The 16,464-nt window shown below is 72.2% G+C and carries 13 protein-coding genes and 1 tRNA gene; 3 read left to right on the top strand and 11 right to left on the bottom strand.

All coding sequences use genetic code 11. The features are described from left to right. Window positions 1-203 precede the first annotated feature (203 nt). A complete protein-coding gene (locus LZ495_RS13745; protein ID WP_235052436.1) occupies window positions 204-2,138 on the top strand; it encodes a PhoX family protein in 1,935 nt (644 codons plus the stop codon). A gap of 96 nt (window positions 2,139-2,234) precedes the next feature. Here the strand turns inward: LZ495_RS13745 and LZ495_RS13740 are convergent, their stop codons facing one another. The 5 genes from LZ495_RS13740 to LZ495_RS13720 form a co-directional block, all read right to left on the bottom strand. Beyond that, the gene (locus LZ495_RS13740; protein ID WP_235052435.1) at window positions 2,235-2,750 is read right to left on the bottom strand and encodes a flavoprotein; all 516 of its coding nucleotides are present in this window, start codon (window positions 2,748-2,750) and stop codon (window positions 2,235-2,237) included. A gap of 27 nt (window positions 2,751-2,777) precedes the next feature. Beyond that, complete coding sequence (locus LZ495_RS13735) at window positions 2,778-4,112, bottom strand: phosphatase PAP2 family protein (RefSeq protein WP_372498571.1); 1,335 nt, start codon at window positions 4,110-4,112, stop codon at window positions 2,778-2,780. 409 nt (window positions 4,113-4,521) lie between these two features. Then, window positions 4,522-4,833: a hypothetical protein gene (locus LZ495_RS13730; RefSeq protein ID WP_235052434.1), complete on the bottom strand. Its 312-nt coding sequence runs from the start codon at window positions 4,831-4,833 to the stop codon at window positions 4,522-4,524. A 237-nt stretch (window positions 4,834-5,070) separates the two neighbouring features. Beyond that, window positions 5,071-7,689, bottom strand: coding sequence for a hypothetical protein (locus tag LZ495_RS13725; protein WP_235052433.1), 2,619 nt, complete (start codon window positions 7,687-7,689; stop codon window positions 5,071-5,073). A 306-nt stretch (window positions 7,690-7,995) separates the two neighbouring features. Next, a tRNA-Arg gene (locus LZ495_RS13720) sits at window positions 7,996-8,068 on the bottom strand. A 210-nt stretch (window positions 8,069-8,278) separates the two neighbouring features. On the opposite strand from LZ495_RS13720, the gene LZ495_RS13715 reads away from it, so the two are divergent. Then, window positions 8,279-9,253, top strand: coding sequence for a sigma-70 family RNA polymerase sigma factor (locus LZ495_RS13715; RefSeq protein WP_235052432.1), 975 nt, complete (start codon window positions 8,279-8,281; stop codon window positions 9,251-9,253). A gap of 163 nt (window positions 9,254-9,416) precedes the next feature. Beyond that, window positions 9,417-9,638, top strand: coding sequence for a hypothetical protein (locus tag LZ495_RS13710; RefSeq protein ID WP_235052627.1), 222 nt, complete (start codon window positions 9,417-9,419; stop codon window positions 9,636-9,638). A gap of 155 nt (window positions 9,639-9,793) precedes the next feature. Here the strand turns inward: LZ495_RS13710 and mscL are convergent, their stop codons facing one another. The 6 genes from mscL to LZ495_RS13680 all read right to left on the bottom strand — a co-directional run bounded on the left by mscL (window position 9,794) and on the right by LZ495_RS13680 (window position 16,379). Continuing rightward, complete coding sequence (mscL, locus tag LZ495_RS13705) at window positions 9,794-10,279, bottom strand: large conductance mechanosensitive channel protein MscL (RefSeq protein ID WP_235052431.1); 486 nt, start codon at window positions 10,277-10,279, stop codon at window positions 9,794-9,796. A gap of 153 nt (window positions 10,280-10,432) precedes the next feature. Then, entirely contained in the window at window positions 10,433-11,170 is a 738-nt protein-coding gene (locus LZ495_RS13700) for an SAF domain-containing protein (protein ID WP_235052626.1), read from the bottom strand. A 799-nt stretch (window positions 11,171-11,969) separates the two neighbouring features. Further along, window positions 11,970-12,779 carry an S-methyl-5'-thioadenosine phosphorylase gene (locus LZ495_RS13695; RefSeq protein WP_372498570.1) on the bottom strand — a complete coding sequence of 270 codons (810 nt, stop codon included), beginning with the start codon at window positions 12,777-12,779 and terminating at the stop codon, window positions 11,970-11,972. 61 nt (window positions 12,780-12,840) lie between these two features. Then, window positions 12,841-13,170 carry an FmdB family zinc ribbon protein gene (locus LZ495_RS13690; RefSeq protein ID WP_235052430.1) on the bottom strand — a complete coding sequence of 110 codons (330 nt, stop codon included), beginning with the start codon at window positions 13,168-13,170 and terminating at the stop codon, window positions 12,841-12,843. A gap of 37 nt (window positions 13,171-13,207) precedes the next feature. Then, window positions 13,208-14,446 (bottom strand): MFS transporter, encoded by a 1,239-nt coding sequence (locus LZ495_RS13685; RefSeq protein WP_235052429.1) that lies wholly within the window; start codon window positions 14,444-14,446, stop codon window positions 13,208-13,210. Between the two features lie 385 nt (window positions 14,447-14,831). Further along, a complete protein-coding gene (locus tag LZ495_RS13680) occupies window positions 14,832-16,379 on the bottom strand; it encodes a potassium/proton antiporter (protein ID WP_235052428.1) in 1,548 nt (515 codons plus the stop codon). Window positions 16,380-16,464 lie beyond the last annotated feature (85 nt).

Below are 16,464 nucleotides of genomic sequence, written 5' to 3'. Positions count from 1 at the left end.
GCCGCGGTCACTGTAGGAGCGGCCGGGGTACCCGGGCCATCGAAAATCCGGCAGGACGGGCGCGGGATGGCCTCGGGAGGGCTCCGTCTGTCCGTACGCGCGCGTACGCCCACTGTTCATGTGCGCGCCCCCGGCGGGCCAACCTGCGCCCCTACCTTCCGGAGACGTACGCCGCCGCGCTTCGAATCGAGGACGACATGCCCGTGGACCGCCCGCCCGTCGCCGACCCTGACGACACTCCCGCGAACCCGTCGCGGAACCGCCCGTTCGCCGACATCGTCGCGTCGCGGCGTGCCGTGCTGCGCGGTTCGACGGTCGCCGCGGCCGGTTTCCTGGCCGGGACCGCGGTCGTGGGCGCGGCCGGTGCGGCCGCTGCGGACAGCGGGCGCGGCAGCGCGCAGGGCCGCCCGGGCGGCCGTCCCGGCAAGCTCCTCGGCTTCACCGCCGTCGCGCCGTCCACCGCCGACACCTTCGTGGTGCCGCCCGGCTACACCGCCGACGTCCTGATCCCGTGGGGCACGCCGCTGCGCGCCGACGGCCCGAAGTGGCGGAGGGACGGCAGCAACTCGGCCGCCGACCAGGCCGTGCAGATCGGCATGAACCACGACGGCATGCACTTCTTCCCGACCGGCCGCGGCCGCGAGTGCGACCGCCGCGGCGTCCTGGTGCTCAACCACGAGTACGTCGACCAGTCGCTGCTGTTCCCGGACGGCGCCGCGGTCATGACCAAGGAGAAGGTCGACAAGGCCCTCGCCGGACACGGCGTGAGCATTGTCGAGGTCGCCGAGGAGCGGGGCCGCTGGAAGCTGGTCGACTCGCGCCTCAACCGCCGCGTCACCGGCGCCACCCCGATGCGCTTCTCCGGCCCGGTCCCCGCGGCCCACCCGGCGCTCGCCGCCAAGGGCCCGGTGCTCGGCACCCTCAACAACTGCAGCAGCGGGTACACCCCATGGGGCACGTACCTGGCCTGCGAGGAGAACTGGAACAGCTACTTCGGCACCGACGACGCGTCCTGGAAGGCCACCCCGGCCCAGGCCCGGTACGGCGTCGACAAGGCCGGCTTCGGCTACAACTGGCACAAGGCCGACCCGCGCTTCGACCTGGCCGCCGACCCCAACGAGGTCAACCGCTTCGGCTGGGTCGTCGAGATCGACCCCTTCGACGGCCGCTCCACGCCGGTCAAGCGCACCGCGCTGGGCCGCATCAAGCACGAGGGCGCCACGGTCACCGAATCGCGCGGCCGCATCGTCGTCTACACCGGCGACGACCAGGACAAGGAGTACGTCTACAAGTTCGTCGGCAGCTCCCCGTGGCGCTCGCTCCGCGCCCGCGGCAAGAGCCCGCTGGACCACGGCACGCTCTACGTCGCCAAGTTCGCCGCCGACGGCACCGGCACCTGGCTGCCGCTCGTCTTCGGCCAGGGCGCGCTGACCGCCGCCAACGGCTGGGCCGACCAGGCCGACGTGCTGCTGCGCACCCGCCAGGCCGCGGACGCGGTGGGCGCGACGCCGCTGGACCGCCCCGAGTGGGTGGCCGTCCACCCGCACAACAAGGACGTGTTCCTCACCCTGACGAACGGCAGCGGCGGCGGCCCGGTCGGCCCGCGCACCCCGAACCCGTACGGCCAGATCGTGCGCTGGCGCGAGGACCGCGGCGACAGCACCTCGCTGACCTTCCGCTGGGACATCTTCCTGCTCGCCGGCGACCCCAAGTACGACCCCAAGGTCACGCTGCCCGAGGCGCAGATCTTCGGCTCGCCGGACGGCCTCGCGGTCGACGACGACGGCCGGCTCTGGATCCAGACCGACATCTCCAACTCGTCGCAGAACCTCCCCGCCAAGGGCTACGACCGGATCGGCAACAACCAGATGCTGGCCGCCGACCCGGCCACCGGCGAGGTCCGCCGCTTCCTCACCGGCCCGCGCGGCTGCGAGATCACCGGCGTCACCTTCACCCCGGACCAGCGCACGATGTTCGTCAACGTGCAGCACCCGGGCGAGGCGACCACGGCATGGGGCACCCCGACGCCGCAGAACCCCCGCGCGGTAAGCAACTGGCCCGACTTCGACCCGGCGGGCCGCCCCCGCTCGGCCACGGTCGTCATCCGCAAGGCGGACGGCGGCAAGATCGGCACCTGACCGCCCGGCGGACGGCGGCTGCTGACACGAGCCCCGAGCCGGACTTCCCCTCCGGCTCGGGTCTCTCGCGCGCCTGCCTCGCCTCAGCGGCACCCCTCAGAGTTCGTCCAACTGCGCCAGGACGCCTGCCCAGAAGGCATTCCCGGAATCGTCATCCGGCCCGGGGCCCTCGGCCAGGCGCACCCCGCACGCCCGCAGTACGTCCAGGCTCTTCGCGGTCTGCGGATGTGCCGCCAGGTCCGGGCTGAAGCACGGGGCCGCGACCGTCGGCACGCGCGCGCCCAAGGCGGCATTCAGTGTGCCGATCGCCACCGAATCGGACAGCCCGAGCGCCCACTTGTTCAGCGACTTGAAGGTCAGCGGCGCCGCCAGCACGGCATCGGGGTCCGGGAACGGCCGGGGCTCGCCCGGGCGCCGGTCCGCGACCCGGACCGGGCGTCCTGTCGCCTCGGCCAGCGTGGGCAGCTCCGCGCTCAGCCAGTCCGCCGCGATCGGCGTCAGGAGCAGGCAGGTGTCCCAGCCCGCGGCCTTCGCCTTCGCCAGGAAGCCGCCGATCCCGAATATCGGTGCCCCGGCGGAGCCGACGACGTACAACACCCCACGCGTACGCATAGGGCCGACCATATGCCAGGGGTCCGGTTACGCGGTGACGAGTTGCGTCTGCTCCGGCTGCTCCGCCTTCGGGGCGGCCTCGCGCTCCCACGCCTTCGTCGTCCGCCAGCAGCCGTAGATGACCGAGCCCATCACCGCGATGAGCAGCGGGCCGAACAGCCACGGGTACCTGGCCATCTCCACCGGCAGGAACCGGTACGACAGCAGCAGCGCGACGAAGACGACCGCGCCGTACGCGATCAGCACGGACGCCGAGCGGTCCCAGCCGCGTGCGAGCGCCCGCATCGCGGCCTCGACGGTGAGGGCGAAGACCACGCCGGCCACCAGGTCCACGCCGTAGTGGTAGCCGAAGCCGAGCGTCGCACTCAGGGTGCCGACCAGCCAGAACGTCCCCGCGAACCGCATGAGGCGCGAGCCGTTGCGCGAGTGCAGGAACAGCGACAGCGCCCACGCGGTGTGCAGGCTGGGCATGCAGTTGCGCGGGGTGATCTCGTCGAACGGGATCGGCCCGGGCGTCGAGACCGACGGCACGGTGTCCGGCCACAGATTGGCCACCGCCCACTGCCCGCCGTCCGCGCCGTACGCGAAGATCGGGCCGACCACCGGGAAGATCATGTAGACCGCGGGGCCCAGCAGGCCGATGGCCAGGAACGTCCGCACCAGGTGGTGGCTCGGGAACCGGCGCTCGGTCGCCACATGCCGCAGCTGGTACAGCGCCACCAGCGCGGCCGCCAGCGGCAGCTGGCCGTAGATGGCGGCCAGCAGATGCGAGCTGACGGGGTCGGTCGCCTCGACCGCGCGTCCCATCAGCCACGACGGGTCGCCGAGCGCGTGGTCGGCGGTCACCACGTACGGGTCGAGCACCTCGGGACGCGTCTCCGACGTGATGGTCAGCCACGTGTCGCCGGTCTGGTTGCCCAGCACCAGCAGCAGGCCGAGCCCGACGCCCTGCAGCAGCAGCACGCGATCCCGCCCGCGGAGCTTCACCAGCGCGAACAGCGCGCAGCCCCAGAGCACCCACAGCGCCCCGTTGCCGAACTTCTGGTCGGCATCCGCGCCCCACCGCACCAGCGCGAACACGACGTCGATCCCGGCCGCCGCGCCCAGTGCCAGGAACCTCTGGCGCCAGGTGAGGACCACCATCATCAGCGCGAGCCCGGCGTACAGCTGCGGCCCCGAATCGGGCGTGAAGACCAGCTCGCGCGCATGCGTGGTGAGCGGCCCCGGATTGCCGTAGTGGCGTGCGGCGATCTCCATCGCCGTGAGGAACGCGAGAGCGACCACACCCACGGCCGTCCACAGGACAACCTGCTTCCGGCGCCGCGGGGCGACCCCGGCGTCCTGGCTTCTGGGCGACGGAATCCGCCCCGTGTTGGTCTTCAATTACCTGGCCGATGTGTCGTGAGTCCTCGGAAGCGATCACCCGTCGTGCTCAAGGTGGTCTTCCGAGTGACGGACGGTGCAGGGCGATCGTCGTAAGTCGGATCATGCTATCCCGAGCCGCCCGACCCCTCCGCCCTCCGTCCCCACCCCGGGCACAGACACAAAAGAGGCCGCCGCCTCGCGCGCCGACGCCCTCATTGTCCCGCTGCTCCGCGCCTGCCGCGGCACTCGGCCCGGACTCGGCATGAACCCGCCGCGGGCGTCCCTGGTATCCGCGAGCCATGCGGATATGTCGTCCGGCTCGACCGGCCCTGCTCCGAGGGAGCCCGTGCCACAAAAAATCCGTGGGAGACCCTGCGGTCTCCCACGGATGCCTACGCGCTGCGGATCACCACTCGGTGATCTCCCAGCTCGACGAACTCACCTGGGCCCCATTCGGGCACCGCACGACGCTGGCGGTCCCGGGCCGCTGGTTGGGCCCGTACTGGAGGCCCGACACACCCCGGCACGTGGCCACGACGCGGTATTGGCCGGTGCCGTTGTTGCAGTACGCCGCCGCCACGTCGCGTCGGGAGTCCGCACTGCAGTCGTACGGCTCGGCCGACGCCGTCCCTGCCCCCGCGACAGTGCCGAACGCCGCCAGCGCACCCGCCGCCAACACCGTCGACACAACCTGGGTCCACCGGCGTTCCGTACGCATCACAGCTCCCTGGCGAGGTCGGCTCCCGGACCGACTCACCATAAAGCGGCCTCGGTGCACCACGGCCGAACACGCCCGGACAAACACGGGCATGTCACTAGCGCGGGTGACGCGGGTGATGGGAGAACGGAGAGGAGTGCCGACGCAGGGCGCGCGGCCGCTCGTCCCCGCGCGGTGCCGGCCGCCGGATCGGGGCGTGCTCGGCACGACGGCAGCGGCTGCCGCCGGCCTCGCGGTCTATCGGCCCGGATGGACGGGACCGGCCGCGGCCTCGGCGGCGTTCAGCAGTTCGCACAGGGTGCCGGGGAAGTCGGGGAGGAGGAGCGCGGCGACCACCCACGTGTCGGTGTCGGCGAGCTGCCCGCGGACCCTGCGGATGAGCTGTCGTAGGGCGGGGTCGCGTACCGGCTGGAGAGTGCGGCCTACGTGGTGCGCGATGGCGTCGACGGCGACCGATGCCGGGGTGCAAGCCTCGGCCACGTCGAGCACGGTGATCGTGCCGGCGGCCAGGCCGAGCTCGGCCCACTCGCCGACGAAGCCGGTCCGGGCGGCGCTGCGGGACAGCACCGCGCGATGGAACTCACGTGGGCAGCCCGGGGCTTCGAGGAGACCGCGGATGTGGTGCTCGTCGAACGGCCGCTCGGCCTGCGCCCGCACGATTTCGGTCCATGGCAGGTCCGAGGTGAGCGCGTCGGCCCCTCGTGCACGTATCTCGGCGATCAACCTCTCGGGGCGCGACGCGAGGGCCGCCTCGGCGCGCAACTGGGCGAGTCCCGGGTGCGGTTCGGCGCCGAGTCCGGCGGACGGTTCGGTGCGCAATGCGCGCCGGGCGGCCTCCTCCGGCCACCAGGTGCCGTCCCGGACTTGACCGTGGCGGCGAGGCGGCCGGCCGGAAGCCTCGATCACTTCCGCTACGTCCTGCGGCCCGCCGTGTTCCCACAGCCGGACCAGCATCTCCAGCCCGGTCCCTGCGTACGGCGGGTCCCGATGCCGGGCCAGGTGCCGCAGGATCAGCGGATGCCCGGACTGCCGGGCGGCCCAGAGCCGGTCCGGTAGTTCGTCGCGCGGCGGAGCGTCGTCCCACGACGCGACCGCTTCGAGGACGGTGACCGCACGAGGCCGCCCGTGCCTGTCGGTGCCGGAGGTGATGCGTACGCGCTGTTCGCGGGTGAGCGGTGCCCGGGCGTACAGCCGGCTGTTGATCCCCGGGTCGTCGCGGTCCAAGAGCGCCGCGATCTCCTCGGACGGCCAGTCGACCCCGACCGTGGCCGACGCCAGGGCCGCGGTCCGGCCGTGCGCGGCGAAGACCGCCGCGCGCAGCGCGCCTTGCGCTCCGCCGGGCATGCACAGCAGTTGCAGCGCACGCGGCGGCAGCCATGGGACGAGGGCCGCTTGCAGGTCGGGTGCGGCGCACAGGAACAGGATCCGGAAGGCAGCCTCGGCGGGGTTCGCCCGGCTCTCGTCGTGCCCGAACATGATCCGGCCCCGCGGGTCGGGGACCTTCCCGGCGGTCGCTGGGTCGACCATCTCCGCCGGGGTGCCGCGGCAACAGGCCGTTCCTTCCAGAACCGCGGTCCATGCCGCGGTGTCCGGACCCAGCTGTGCGGCCAGGCCCCGAACAGCGGCGCGTACTTCGGGGACCGCCAACGGCAGCGCAGGAAAGACGCCGGTCGCCGGCGCCACCGAGGCCAGCACCTCGGCGATGTCGTACCGCCCCTCCGCGAGGCCGGACGACAGGACGCGCTGCCATACGTGGTCCCAGGAACCTGCCGCCTTGTAGCCCACGATCCAGTCGAGCGGGACGCGCGGTGCAGCGGCGAGCACGCGGTAAGGCTCTGCCCGATATGCCTCGGCCGACAAGTCCGCCGGACAGTCCGTATGCCGGGTCAGCGCCGCCAACGCTCCGCCCGTGAACGGCCGGCGAGCGTGCTCGCCCAGGATCAGGTCGATCGGCAGCGCGTCCGGCGCCGATGCGAAGGCCGAGTGCGCGTGGCTCGCGTAGTCGCGGTTCCAGTACTCGTCGGAGTCGTCGTCGTACTGCTCCGTCCGGTGCGGGCGCACGTCGAGGTGGCGCAGGCCCAGCAGGAGCATGTGCGCGCTGAACGTGTCGTCGTCGACTACAGGCGCCGCCAGGGCGGCCTCGCGCCACCGGCCGGCCAGATGCCCGAGGCCGCCGCGGCCGCGCTGTTCGGCGGACCTGACGAATCCGTCGAACTCGTCCTCGCCGCCCGTCTCGAGCAGACGGCGCAGGGAGTCGAGAAGCACGGGCTGCGGCAGGTCTTCGGCCAGGCACTTCAGCGCGTGCGCGATCAACTCGGGGAAGGGCCCGCGGAGAGCGGGGATGATGCGGGCGTCGGCAGGGCTTTCCGACACGCGCGGGACGAGACCGCCCGGCTCTCGCCAGCGCGGATCGCCCGGGTCCGCGGCCGCCAGGACAGCAGACCGTACGCGGAGCGCGAGGGGAACCCGGCTGCGGGCCGCGAAGGCCCGGGCAGCGGCCCGCGCGTGGACGTCGAGCGGGGGCTCTCCGCTGCGGCGGTCGTACTCGCCGTCATGGAACCCGAAGGGGTACTCCGCCAGATAGAGGCGCACGGCCAACTCCGGTCGGCCCAAAGACGCAAGGCCGACGGCAAGCTCCGGCGTGACCACGGCCGACGCACGCTGCGCGAGCGCCTCCTGCGCTTCGACGTCGCCGCTCGCGAGCACCTGATCGACAAGCGCCGGCGGAACATGCTCGGCCGCCTGCAGGGCACGCAACAGCGGAACACGCAGCCGCCCGGCGATCCCGGGAACCCACGCCGCATCGCACAGCGACACGGCCGCAATCACCCCGGCGTGGCTCTCGGACGCATCCACCGCGGCCTCCCTGCCGTCCCCTCAGGTGCCGCACACCACAGCCACGGGCGGCACGGCTGCCCCTGCCCCGACCGTCCCCGGATCATCTCCCGCTCTACGCAGGTAGGTACCCTGCCGGCCCCGACCTGCCGCAAGACGAGGCGGCGCCGCGCGAATTTCGTGGGGAATTCGTGGGAAAGCGCGGCGTGAGTGGGGGTGATTGCCGGCAGCCAGAGCTATTGGGGGCGATTGAATCACTCGTGCGAAGGGCCCCTGCCTTGGGAGACTTCCCAGGTCAGAGGCCCTTTTCGTGCTGGTCGGGTGTTGTGCCCCAGGCAGGATTCGAACCTGCGACACCCGCTTTAGGAGAGCGGTGCTCTATCCCCTGAGCTACTGAGGCGGAACACCGGGGGGCGCTCGGCCGTTACCCGGTCAGTGATCGCCGTGCGGGCGGTCGGTCGTCAGCTTACCGGGTTGGCGGCAGCGGACGCGCCGAGGTTTCGGGTGGCCGGCGGCCAACCTTTCGAGCGTACACCTGCGGACGGAATACCACAGGACCTTCGCTTGTTGGGCAATTACGACGAACGCTAACGAAAGCGAGGGTCTCAGCATGCCGACGACACGGGGCGTTGCCCGCCAGGGAGCCGATCGGGTCGCCGCCTCGCGTACGCGGAAGGCCGCGGATGCGGAGCGCGACACGGTCGGTGTGTACCTCGACGAGATCAGCCGGACCAAGCTGCTCGATGCTGCCCGCGAAGTGGAGTTGTCGCAGTCCATCGAGGCCGGGCTGTACGCCGAACAACTGCTTGCCGAGGGCGCGTTGCCCGAGGGGGCGAGCGAGGACGAGCTGCGGGCGCTGATCGAGGACGGGCACCGGGCGAAGGACGAGTTCATCCGGGCGAACCTGCGCCTGGTGGTGTCGGTGGCGCGCCGATACCCGCGTAGCGGCATGCCGTTCCTGGATCTGGTCCAGGAGGGCAATGTCGGACTGGTGCGCGCCGTCGAGAAGTTCGACTACGTGAAGGGCTTCAAGTTCTCGACGTACGCGACGTGGTGGATCCGTCAGGCGATCACGCGGGCCATGGCCGATCAGGCGCGGACCGTGCGGCTGCCGGTGCACCTGGTCGAGGAGCTCGGCAAGATCCGGCGTGTGCAGCGGGAGTTCGCCCGCGACCACGGGCACGAGCCGGACTTCCCGGAGATCGCGGAGGTGCTCGGTTCGACGCCGGAGCGGGTTGCCGACGTGCTGGGCTGGGCCCGCGACCCGATCAGCCTGGACAGTCCGGTGGGCGACGACGGCGAGACGGAGCTGGGCGAACTGGTCCAGGAGACCGACCCGGTGACGCCCGAGGACGTCGCGCTGGCGGCGATGGAGCGCACCCAGATCGCCGACCTGGTCGGGCGGTTGGACGGGCGCACCGCGACCATCATGCGGGCCCGCTACGGGATGCTCGACGGGAAGCAGCACACGCTGACCGAGGTCGGCAAGCAGCTCGGGCTGACGCGTGAGCGCATCCGGCAGATCGAGAAGCAGGCGCTTGTCGAGCTGCGGGTGCTGGCCACGGAGCAGGGTCTTGCGGCCTAGCAGAGGAACCAGCGGAAGAACAAGAGAAGACGGATTTTCCAGCCCCCGACCCCGGGACCGGCACCACGGCCTCCCGGGGTCGCGGCATGTCAGGGGGACGGAGGCGGTGCGGGGGCACGACCTAGGCTGGAGGGGACGGGATGACGCGGTCGGAGGAGGAGTCGTGGCGGAGCGTGCGGGCGAGGAGGCGGCCGAGCCGCGGAAGGCCGCGGTGCGGCGGGATCCGTTCGGGCTGGACGGGCGCGACCTGCTGCCGGACGTGACCGCGGACGAGCGGGACGCCGGCTGGGGTGACGAGCGCGGTTCGGGGGATTCGGGGTACGCGGACTCGTCCGAGGCGGATCTGCGCCGGTTCTTGGACGAGAAGCCGCCGCATCACTTGTGAGCGGGGGCGGGGGCGTCACTGCGGGGGTCGGGTCGTAGGTGCCGGGTGCCGGGTGCCGGGGTGCCGCCGCAGTGATGGGTGACGCAGTGGCAGGGCGGCGCGGTCGGGGGTCGTGCCGTGTGGGCTGTCGCCCCGACCAGCGCCTTGGCTGCAGGTCAGCTGCCTGAGGGGCGCTGCGGGGCGGGGCCGGTGGAGCCGTTGCCATTGCCGCCGTTGCCGTCGGCGGAGCGCTGGGTGGCGAGCAGGTCGCGGATCTCGGTGAGCAGCTCGTTGTCGGTGAGCTTCTCCTTCTTCGCCTGGCCCAGGGCCCGCGCGCGGCGCTCCATCAGGTGGTTGATCGGCAGCACGAAGATGAAGTAGACGACCGCTGCGGTGATGACGAACGTCAGCAGCGAGCCGAGAACCGAGCCCCACATGATGTAGACGCCGTCGGTGACCTCTCCCGCTTCGTCGGCGGAGCAGGGGCCCTTGAGGCAGGTCTTGTATTCGTCGAGCGACTTCGTGCCGATCGCGCCCACGAGCGGGTTGATGATGCCCTTGACGAACGAGTTGACCACGGCGGTGAACGCGGCGCCGATCACCACGGCGACGGCCAGGTCGATGACGTTGCCGCGCATCAGGAACTTCTTGAAGCCACCCATAGGTGGACCCCCTCCTTCGGGTCGGGACGTGCTGTGTCGAGCCGCGGGAGGGCCGTGCGGGCGGGCCTGCGCGCGTCTGACGTTCGCCCAAGCGGACTATGCGAGCAAATGGTCTTTATGTGCTCATCTGGAACAACTCGAAGAATTCTGGCGTCACTGGCTTCCTGTCGCAAATGAATCACGCGGCACGCCGCGGATGGCGAAGGTGAGCGGTGCTGCCGCTGCGGCACCGGCGATCGCCGCAGCTGCTTCGGGCGTGACGGAGAGGATAAGCAGTCCGCCGGGCTTGTCGGGAGTCCCCTCAGGGCGGGCCAGCACGGCGGTGTCGGGGGCGACGACGCGGGCGTGCGGTATGGCTGGTTTTGGGGGCTCGGGTGGGCCGGCGGAGCCAGGGAAACCGGGGGCGATGGGGGACTCGGGTGGACCGGGTGGGCCGGGTGGGCCGGGCGATCCGGGGCCGAGGCCGAGAGTGAGTGCGGGGTCGGGGGCGGGGCCGGCCAGGACGTCGACGCGGTCGCCGGGGCGCAGCAGCCGGGCGGCGTCCGCGTCGGCGAAGCGCACCGGGAGAGCGACGTCGCCCGGCGAGCCGCGGAGCTGCGGGCCGACGAGGCGGACGTCGGTGATCGGCTCTCCGCGGCGTACCGCGGCGGCGAGCGGCCGTCCTTGGGCGTCGGAGAGGCGGCGGAGGGCGTGGTCGGGCACCGTGGCGGGCACGAAGCGCACGGTGCGGACGTCGCGGCTGCCCGGCACGGCACCGGGGTCGAGATCGCGCGCCGCCACCAGGATCGGCACGGTCGGCGGTGTGGGGGGTCGGAGCACCAGCAAGGCGGCGGCGACCGCGAGGGCGGCGGACAGGGCCGCCAGGGGCCGGCGGCGCCGCACGAGGAACATCTGGCAGGCGCGCAGCCTCTGACGAGGGGTCGGGCCGGCCGGCCGCTGCTGCCGGACGCCGGGCGCGGACCGCGAGGCACGGGGTGGTCGGGCCGCCCGGGGGCCGGTACCGGTGCGGGCCCGGCTGCCGGAGCGGTGGTCGGCCGCGGTGCGGACGGCCGCGGCGAAGGAGGAGGGAGAGGAGGTGGGGGGGGAGTTGGGGGTGGGGGTGTGCGGGGGTGGGCTTGAACGGAACACGGCGGCTCCCGGGGGAGTGGTCGACGGGCGAGGCGGGATCGCGTCGTACGTCGACGATGAGGCATCCGGAGCCGGGGCTTTCGCCGCGAGGCGTGGCGTTGTGGAAAACCCACAGGCTGTGGACAACGCCGTGGGAGGGGAGCGCGGGGTGCTATGCGCGAGCCGCTGCGGCGCGCGTGGGTGCGGGCATGGGTGAGGCGTGGAGCGGCCAGGTTCCGCCCACTGAGGGCGGACCGCCGACCGCCCCGATCGGCGATACCGCCCTCGGCAGAGGCCCCAAAATGCCAGACCCCAGGTGGGGCGTGTGCCGAGCCGCGCGTAGCCGGTACACCGGTCTCCGGGCTGCCGTAGGCCTGTGGCGGTCCGGGGCCCTGCGGGAGACGGGAAGGGGCTGCCTCGCCGAGGTACGCCGTCGGCAGGCGCAGGCGCAGGCGCAGTCGGCCGGTATATCGGCGCACAGCCCGCGGCCGGGCATGCGTCAGCCCCGGCGGCCGGGGTTCGGCTGACGGGGCTGACGGGGTGGCCCGCAAGCAGGCCAAGAGTCTTGCGGAGGCGGGCTGGGCTACTCCGGCCGCGGCACGTCGTCCGCGCCGCAGGCGCAGGTGCGCTCGGCCGGCATGGCGGCGACCACGTCGAAGAGCAGGGTGCGGAGGCGGCCGACGTTCTTGGCGAAGACCTCGAGCACCTCGGCGTGCGTCACGCCCTCGCCCTGCTCGACGCCCGCGTCCAGGTCGGTGACCAGGGCGATGGCGGTGAAGCAGAGGCCCAGCTCGCGGGCCAGGACGGCTTCGGGGTGGCCGGTCATGCCGACGATCGACCAGCCCTGCGCGCCGTACCAGCGCGACTCGGCGCGGGTCGAGAAGCGCGGGCCCTCGATGACGACCAGGGTGCCGCCGTCCACCGGCTGCCAGTCGGCGCCGCGCGCCGTGGCGATGGCGACCGAGCGGCCGGCCGGGCAGTACGGGTCCGCGAACGAGGTGTGCACGACCGGGGCCGGCACGCCGTCGAAGTACGTCTGCACCCGGCCCGAGGTGCGGTCCACCAGCTGGTCCGGCACCACGAGGGTGCCCGGGCCGAGCTCGGCCTGCAGCCCGCCCACCGCGCACGGCGCCACGATCTGGGTCACCCCGGCGGCGCGCAGCGCCCACAGGTTGGCCCGGTAGTTGATGCGGTGCGGCGGGATGGCGTGGTCGCGCCCGTGGCGCGGCAGGAACGCGACCCGCCGGCCGGCGATCTCGCCGAAGAACAGCGAGTCGCTCGGTGCGCCATAGGGCGTGTCGATGCGGACCTCGGTGACGTCCTCGAGGAACGCGTAGAAGCCGGAGCCGCCGATCACGCCGATCTCGGCCGGGGCCACGCCCTCGGGCAGCACGCCCTGGCCGGCCGGTCCCGCCGCGGGGGCAGTGGTGCTTGTCACGTCCGTACCCCGGCCGTCAGGAGGCGCTGGAGGCCGACGAGGACGTCGTCGACGACGAGCTCGACGACGAGGACGACGAGCTCGACGACCCGCTGTCCGAGGAGGACGAGGTCGACGGCGTCGTGGCGGTGGTCGCGGACGACGCCGGCACGGTCGACGAGCCGGACGATCCGCGGCTGTCGGTCCGGTAGAAGCCGGAGCCCTTGAACACCACGCCCACGGCCGAGAACACCTTGCGCAGCCGCCCCTGGCAGGCGGGGCACTCGGTGAGCGCGTCGTCCGTGAACTTCTGGACGGCCTCAAGGCCCTCGCCACAAGCGGTGCACTGGTACTGGTACGTCGGCACGGTCAGGTCCTCCTTCGCAAGACAGGTGCTGGCACTCTCACCTGCCGAGTGCCAATGGTGCAGCATCCACCGGAGTTACGTCCACCACGGCCCGCTTCGCGGGCACCAGGGAGCGCCTTCCGGCGGCCACCACGAGCAGCCCGATCGCCGCCGCGGCAAAGGTCAGCACGAACGCCGGGCTCGCACCGAATTCGTCCGTCGCGATGCCCGCGAAGGTCGATCCGAAGGCCAGTCCGAGGCCGATCGCGCCGGTCAGCCAGGTGAACGCCTCGGTCTTCGCCGCGGCCGGCACCAGGCCCTCCACCAGCGTGTAGCCGGTGATGATGGTCGGGGCCAGGGCCAGACCGCAGATCAGTGCGACCGGGACCATGACCATGATGTTCGGCACTGCCCACAGCGGCGCGGTGCCGAGTGCCAGGGCCGCGAAGGCCACGACCAGCCGGCGCTGGGCGCCGGTACGCCAGGCCATCGCACCATAGACCGCCCCCGCGATCAGGCTGCCGCCCGCGAACACCGCGTACAGCGCGCCGGCCAGGCCCGCGCGTCCGGATTCCTCCGCGAAAGCGGTGATCGAGACCTGGATGCTCCCGAAGACCGCTCCGATGCACACGAACGCTCCGACGAGCACCTTTACTCCCGCGACCCGGATCGCGGAGGCGTGCGGCGTACCGTCCGCCGGGCGCCGTGCGGGGGCCGTGGAGCGCTGCGCCGCGAAGGCCAGCGAGCCGGCCACGGTCAGCACGGCCTCGACCCCCAGCCCGAAGGCCGGGTCGATGCCGGTGGCCAGGAAGGTCGCCACGACAGGGCCGACCACGAAGGTGAACTCGTCGGTGACCGACTCGAACGCGAATGCGGTCGGCAGCAGCGGCTGCCCTTCCAGCTTCGCGACCCAGCGGGCCCGGACCATCGAGCCGATCTGCGGTACGGACGCACCGGCCGCGACCGCAGTCGCGAAGAACGTCCAGGTCGGCGCGCCGGTCTTGGCGCACACGATCAGCGCGGCGACCGCGGCGCCGTGCACCAGTGCGCCCGGGACGAGTACGGCGGCCTGGCCGTACTTGTCCGCCAGGCGCCCGGTCTGCGGCCCGACGATGGCCAGTGCGACGGCCGCGGCGGCCGAGACCGCGCCGGCCATGCCGTACGAGCCGGTGGTGTCCTTGATGAGCAGGACGATTCCGAGGCCGAGCATCGCGTACGGCAGGCGCGCGACGAGGCCGGGAGTGAGAAAGCGCCACGCGGACGGGGTCCGCAGCAGCGTGGTGTAGGTGGAGATCATGCGCCCCGCCCCCCGAAGGGCCGGTCGGCGCGCGAAATACGCCGGCTGAACGGCACGGCTGTGCTGCTTCCTGCCGCCTGGTAGCGCACGGGGTCGATTCCCCGGCGTGCGCCGAGAGCTGTCCTCAACGCGTCGACCGGGGTAGTTACCGCCCCCGGCCTGCGAGAACCAGGCCTCGAAGGGGACGGCCGCCGTACGGCCACGCCAGCTCTGCATCAGGCAGAGTCGGTCGATCGGCGATCAGATGACCAGGCCGATCAGTGGGTCCTGAAGTGATTTACCCATAAATCGTACAACGTTGAGATGAACGGGGCGAACGCCTCGCGCATTCCCGCCCCCGCACGACGGGCGTACCGGCCGTACGAACGGACCGCCGGACCGCCGCTCAGTTGCCGTGCTCGCCGAACCACCCCGCGAGCTTGCCGCCCCGGCTGACCGCGCGCAGCCGCCGCTCGGTGGCGTCCCGGACGTCCTCGGTGGTGACCACGAGCAACTCGTCCGCGCGCTGCAGCACCGTCGTCGGCCCCGGTACGAAGCTCTCGTCGCCGCGCACGACCAGCGTGACCGCGGCGCCGCGCGGCAGCCGCAGCTCGCCGATCTCCACACCGTGTATGCGCGACCCGGCCGGTACATGCACCGAGAGCAGATGTCCGCGCAGCCGGTCCAAAGGCGCGGACTCCACGCCCAGGTCCTCGGACTGCGGCTTGCCGCCGAAGCCGACCTTGGCGGCGATCCAGGGCAGTGTCGGCCCCTGCACGATGGTGAAGACCACGACCAGCACGAAGGTGATGTTGAACAGCCGGTCGGCGTCCGCGACGCCTTCCACGATCGGGATCGTCGCGAGCACGATCGGCACCGCACCGCGCAGGCCGGCCCACGACAAGATGACCTGCTCGCGCCACGGCACCCGGAACGGCGTCGTCGACACGACCACCGACAGCGGGCGGGCGAGCAGCAGCAGGACCGTCCCGATGACCAGCGCCGGGACGATCGCGCCGCCCAGTTCGTGCGGGTTGACCAGCAGGCCGAGCAGGACGAACAGGCCGATCTGGGCGATCCAGCCGACGCCTTCGGCGAAGCCGCGGGTGGCCGCGCGGTGCGGCAGGTCGGCGTTCCCGAGGACCAGTGCGGCCAAGTAGCACGCGAGGAAGCCGCTGCCGTGCGCAAGAGCGCCGGTCGCATAGGCGAGTACGCACAAGGCGATGACGGCGATCGGGTAGAGGCCGGACGCGGGCAGCGCAATATGCCGCAGGCCCCACGCGCCGATCTTCCCGACCGCCAGACCGATGGCCGCGCCGATCGCGAGTTCGAGGATGATCTCGCCGGTGACCTGGTACCAGGGGTGCGAGCCGGCGTGCGCGAACGTGACCACCAGGATGACGACGGGCGCGTCGTTGAAGCCGGATTCGGCTTCCAGCAGGCCGGTGAGGCGCTTTGGCAGAGGCAGGGTGCGCAGCACCGAGAAGACCGCGGCGGCGTCCGTCGAGGACACGATCGCGCCCATGAGGATCGCGGTGGACCAGTCGACGTCGAGCACGAATTTGGCGGCCACCGCGGTGACGCCGACGCTGACGCCGACCCCGACCGTGGACAGCACCGCGGCGGCCGGCACGGTCGGTCTGATGGACTGCCAGTTGGTGCTGATCCCGCCCTCGGTGAGGATCAGCACGAGGGCTGCATAGCTGAGCGTCTGGGTCAGTTCGGCGTTGTCGAACGACAGGCCCAGGACGTCGCCGCCGATCAGGACGCCGATGCCGAGGTAGATGAGGAGGCTCGGCATCCCGGTCCGCGTCGCGAGGCGTACGGCGACGACGGCGACCAGCAGGACGAGTGCACCGAGGGCGAGAACGTTGTTCAACTCGTCCACGGACACGGACGGCACCTCCACGGGGTCGTCGGTCCGGCCACCTGCGACGATCGGACGCGTCGTCAACTATTCGGGTTTTCTTGCCGGCAACGGCTCCTGACGGACCATTACCTTTGCCTGGCGAATATTTTACCAAAGGTAAGGATCGCAA

Source organism: Yinghuangia soli (assembly GCF_021502675.1).
In the GTDB taxonomy this organism is placed as follows: Bacteria; Actinomycetota; Actinomycetes; order Streptomycetales; family Streptomycetaceae; genus Yinghuangia; species Yinghuangia soli.
The sequence above is the reverse complement of the archived record's forward strand: the minus strand, read 5'-3'. Positions and strand labels throughout refer to the sequence as shown.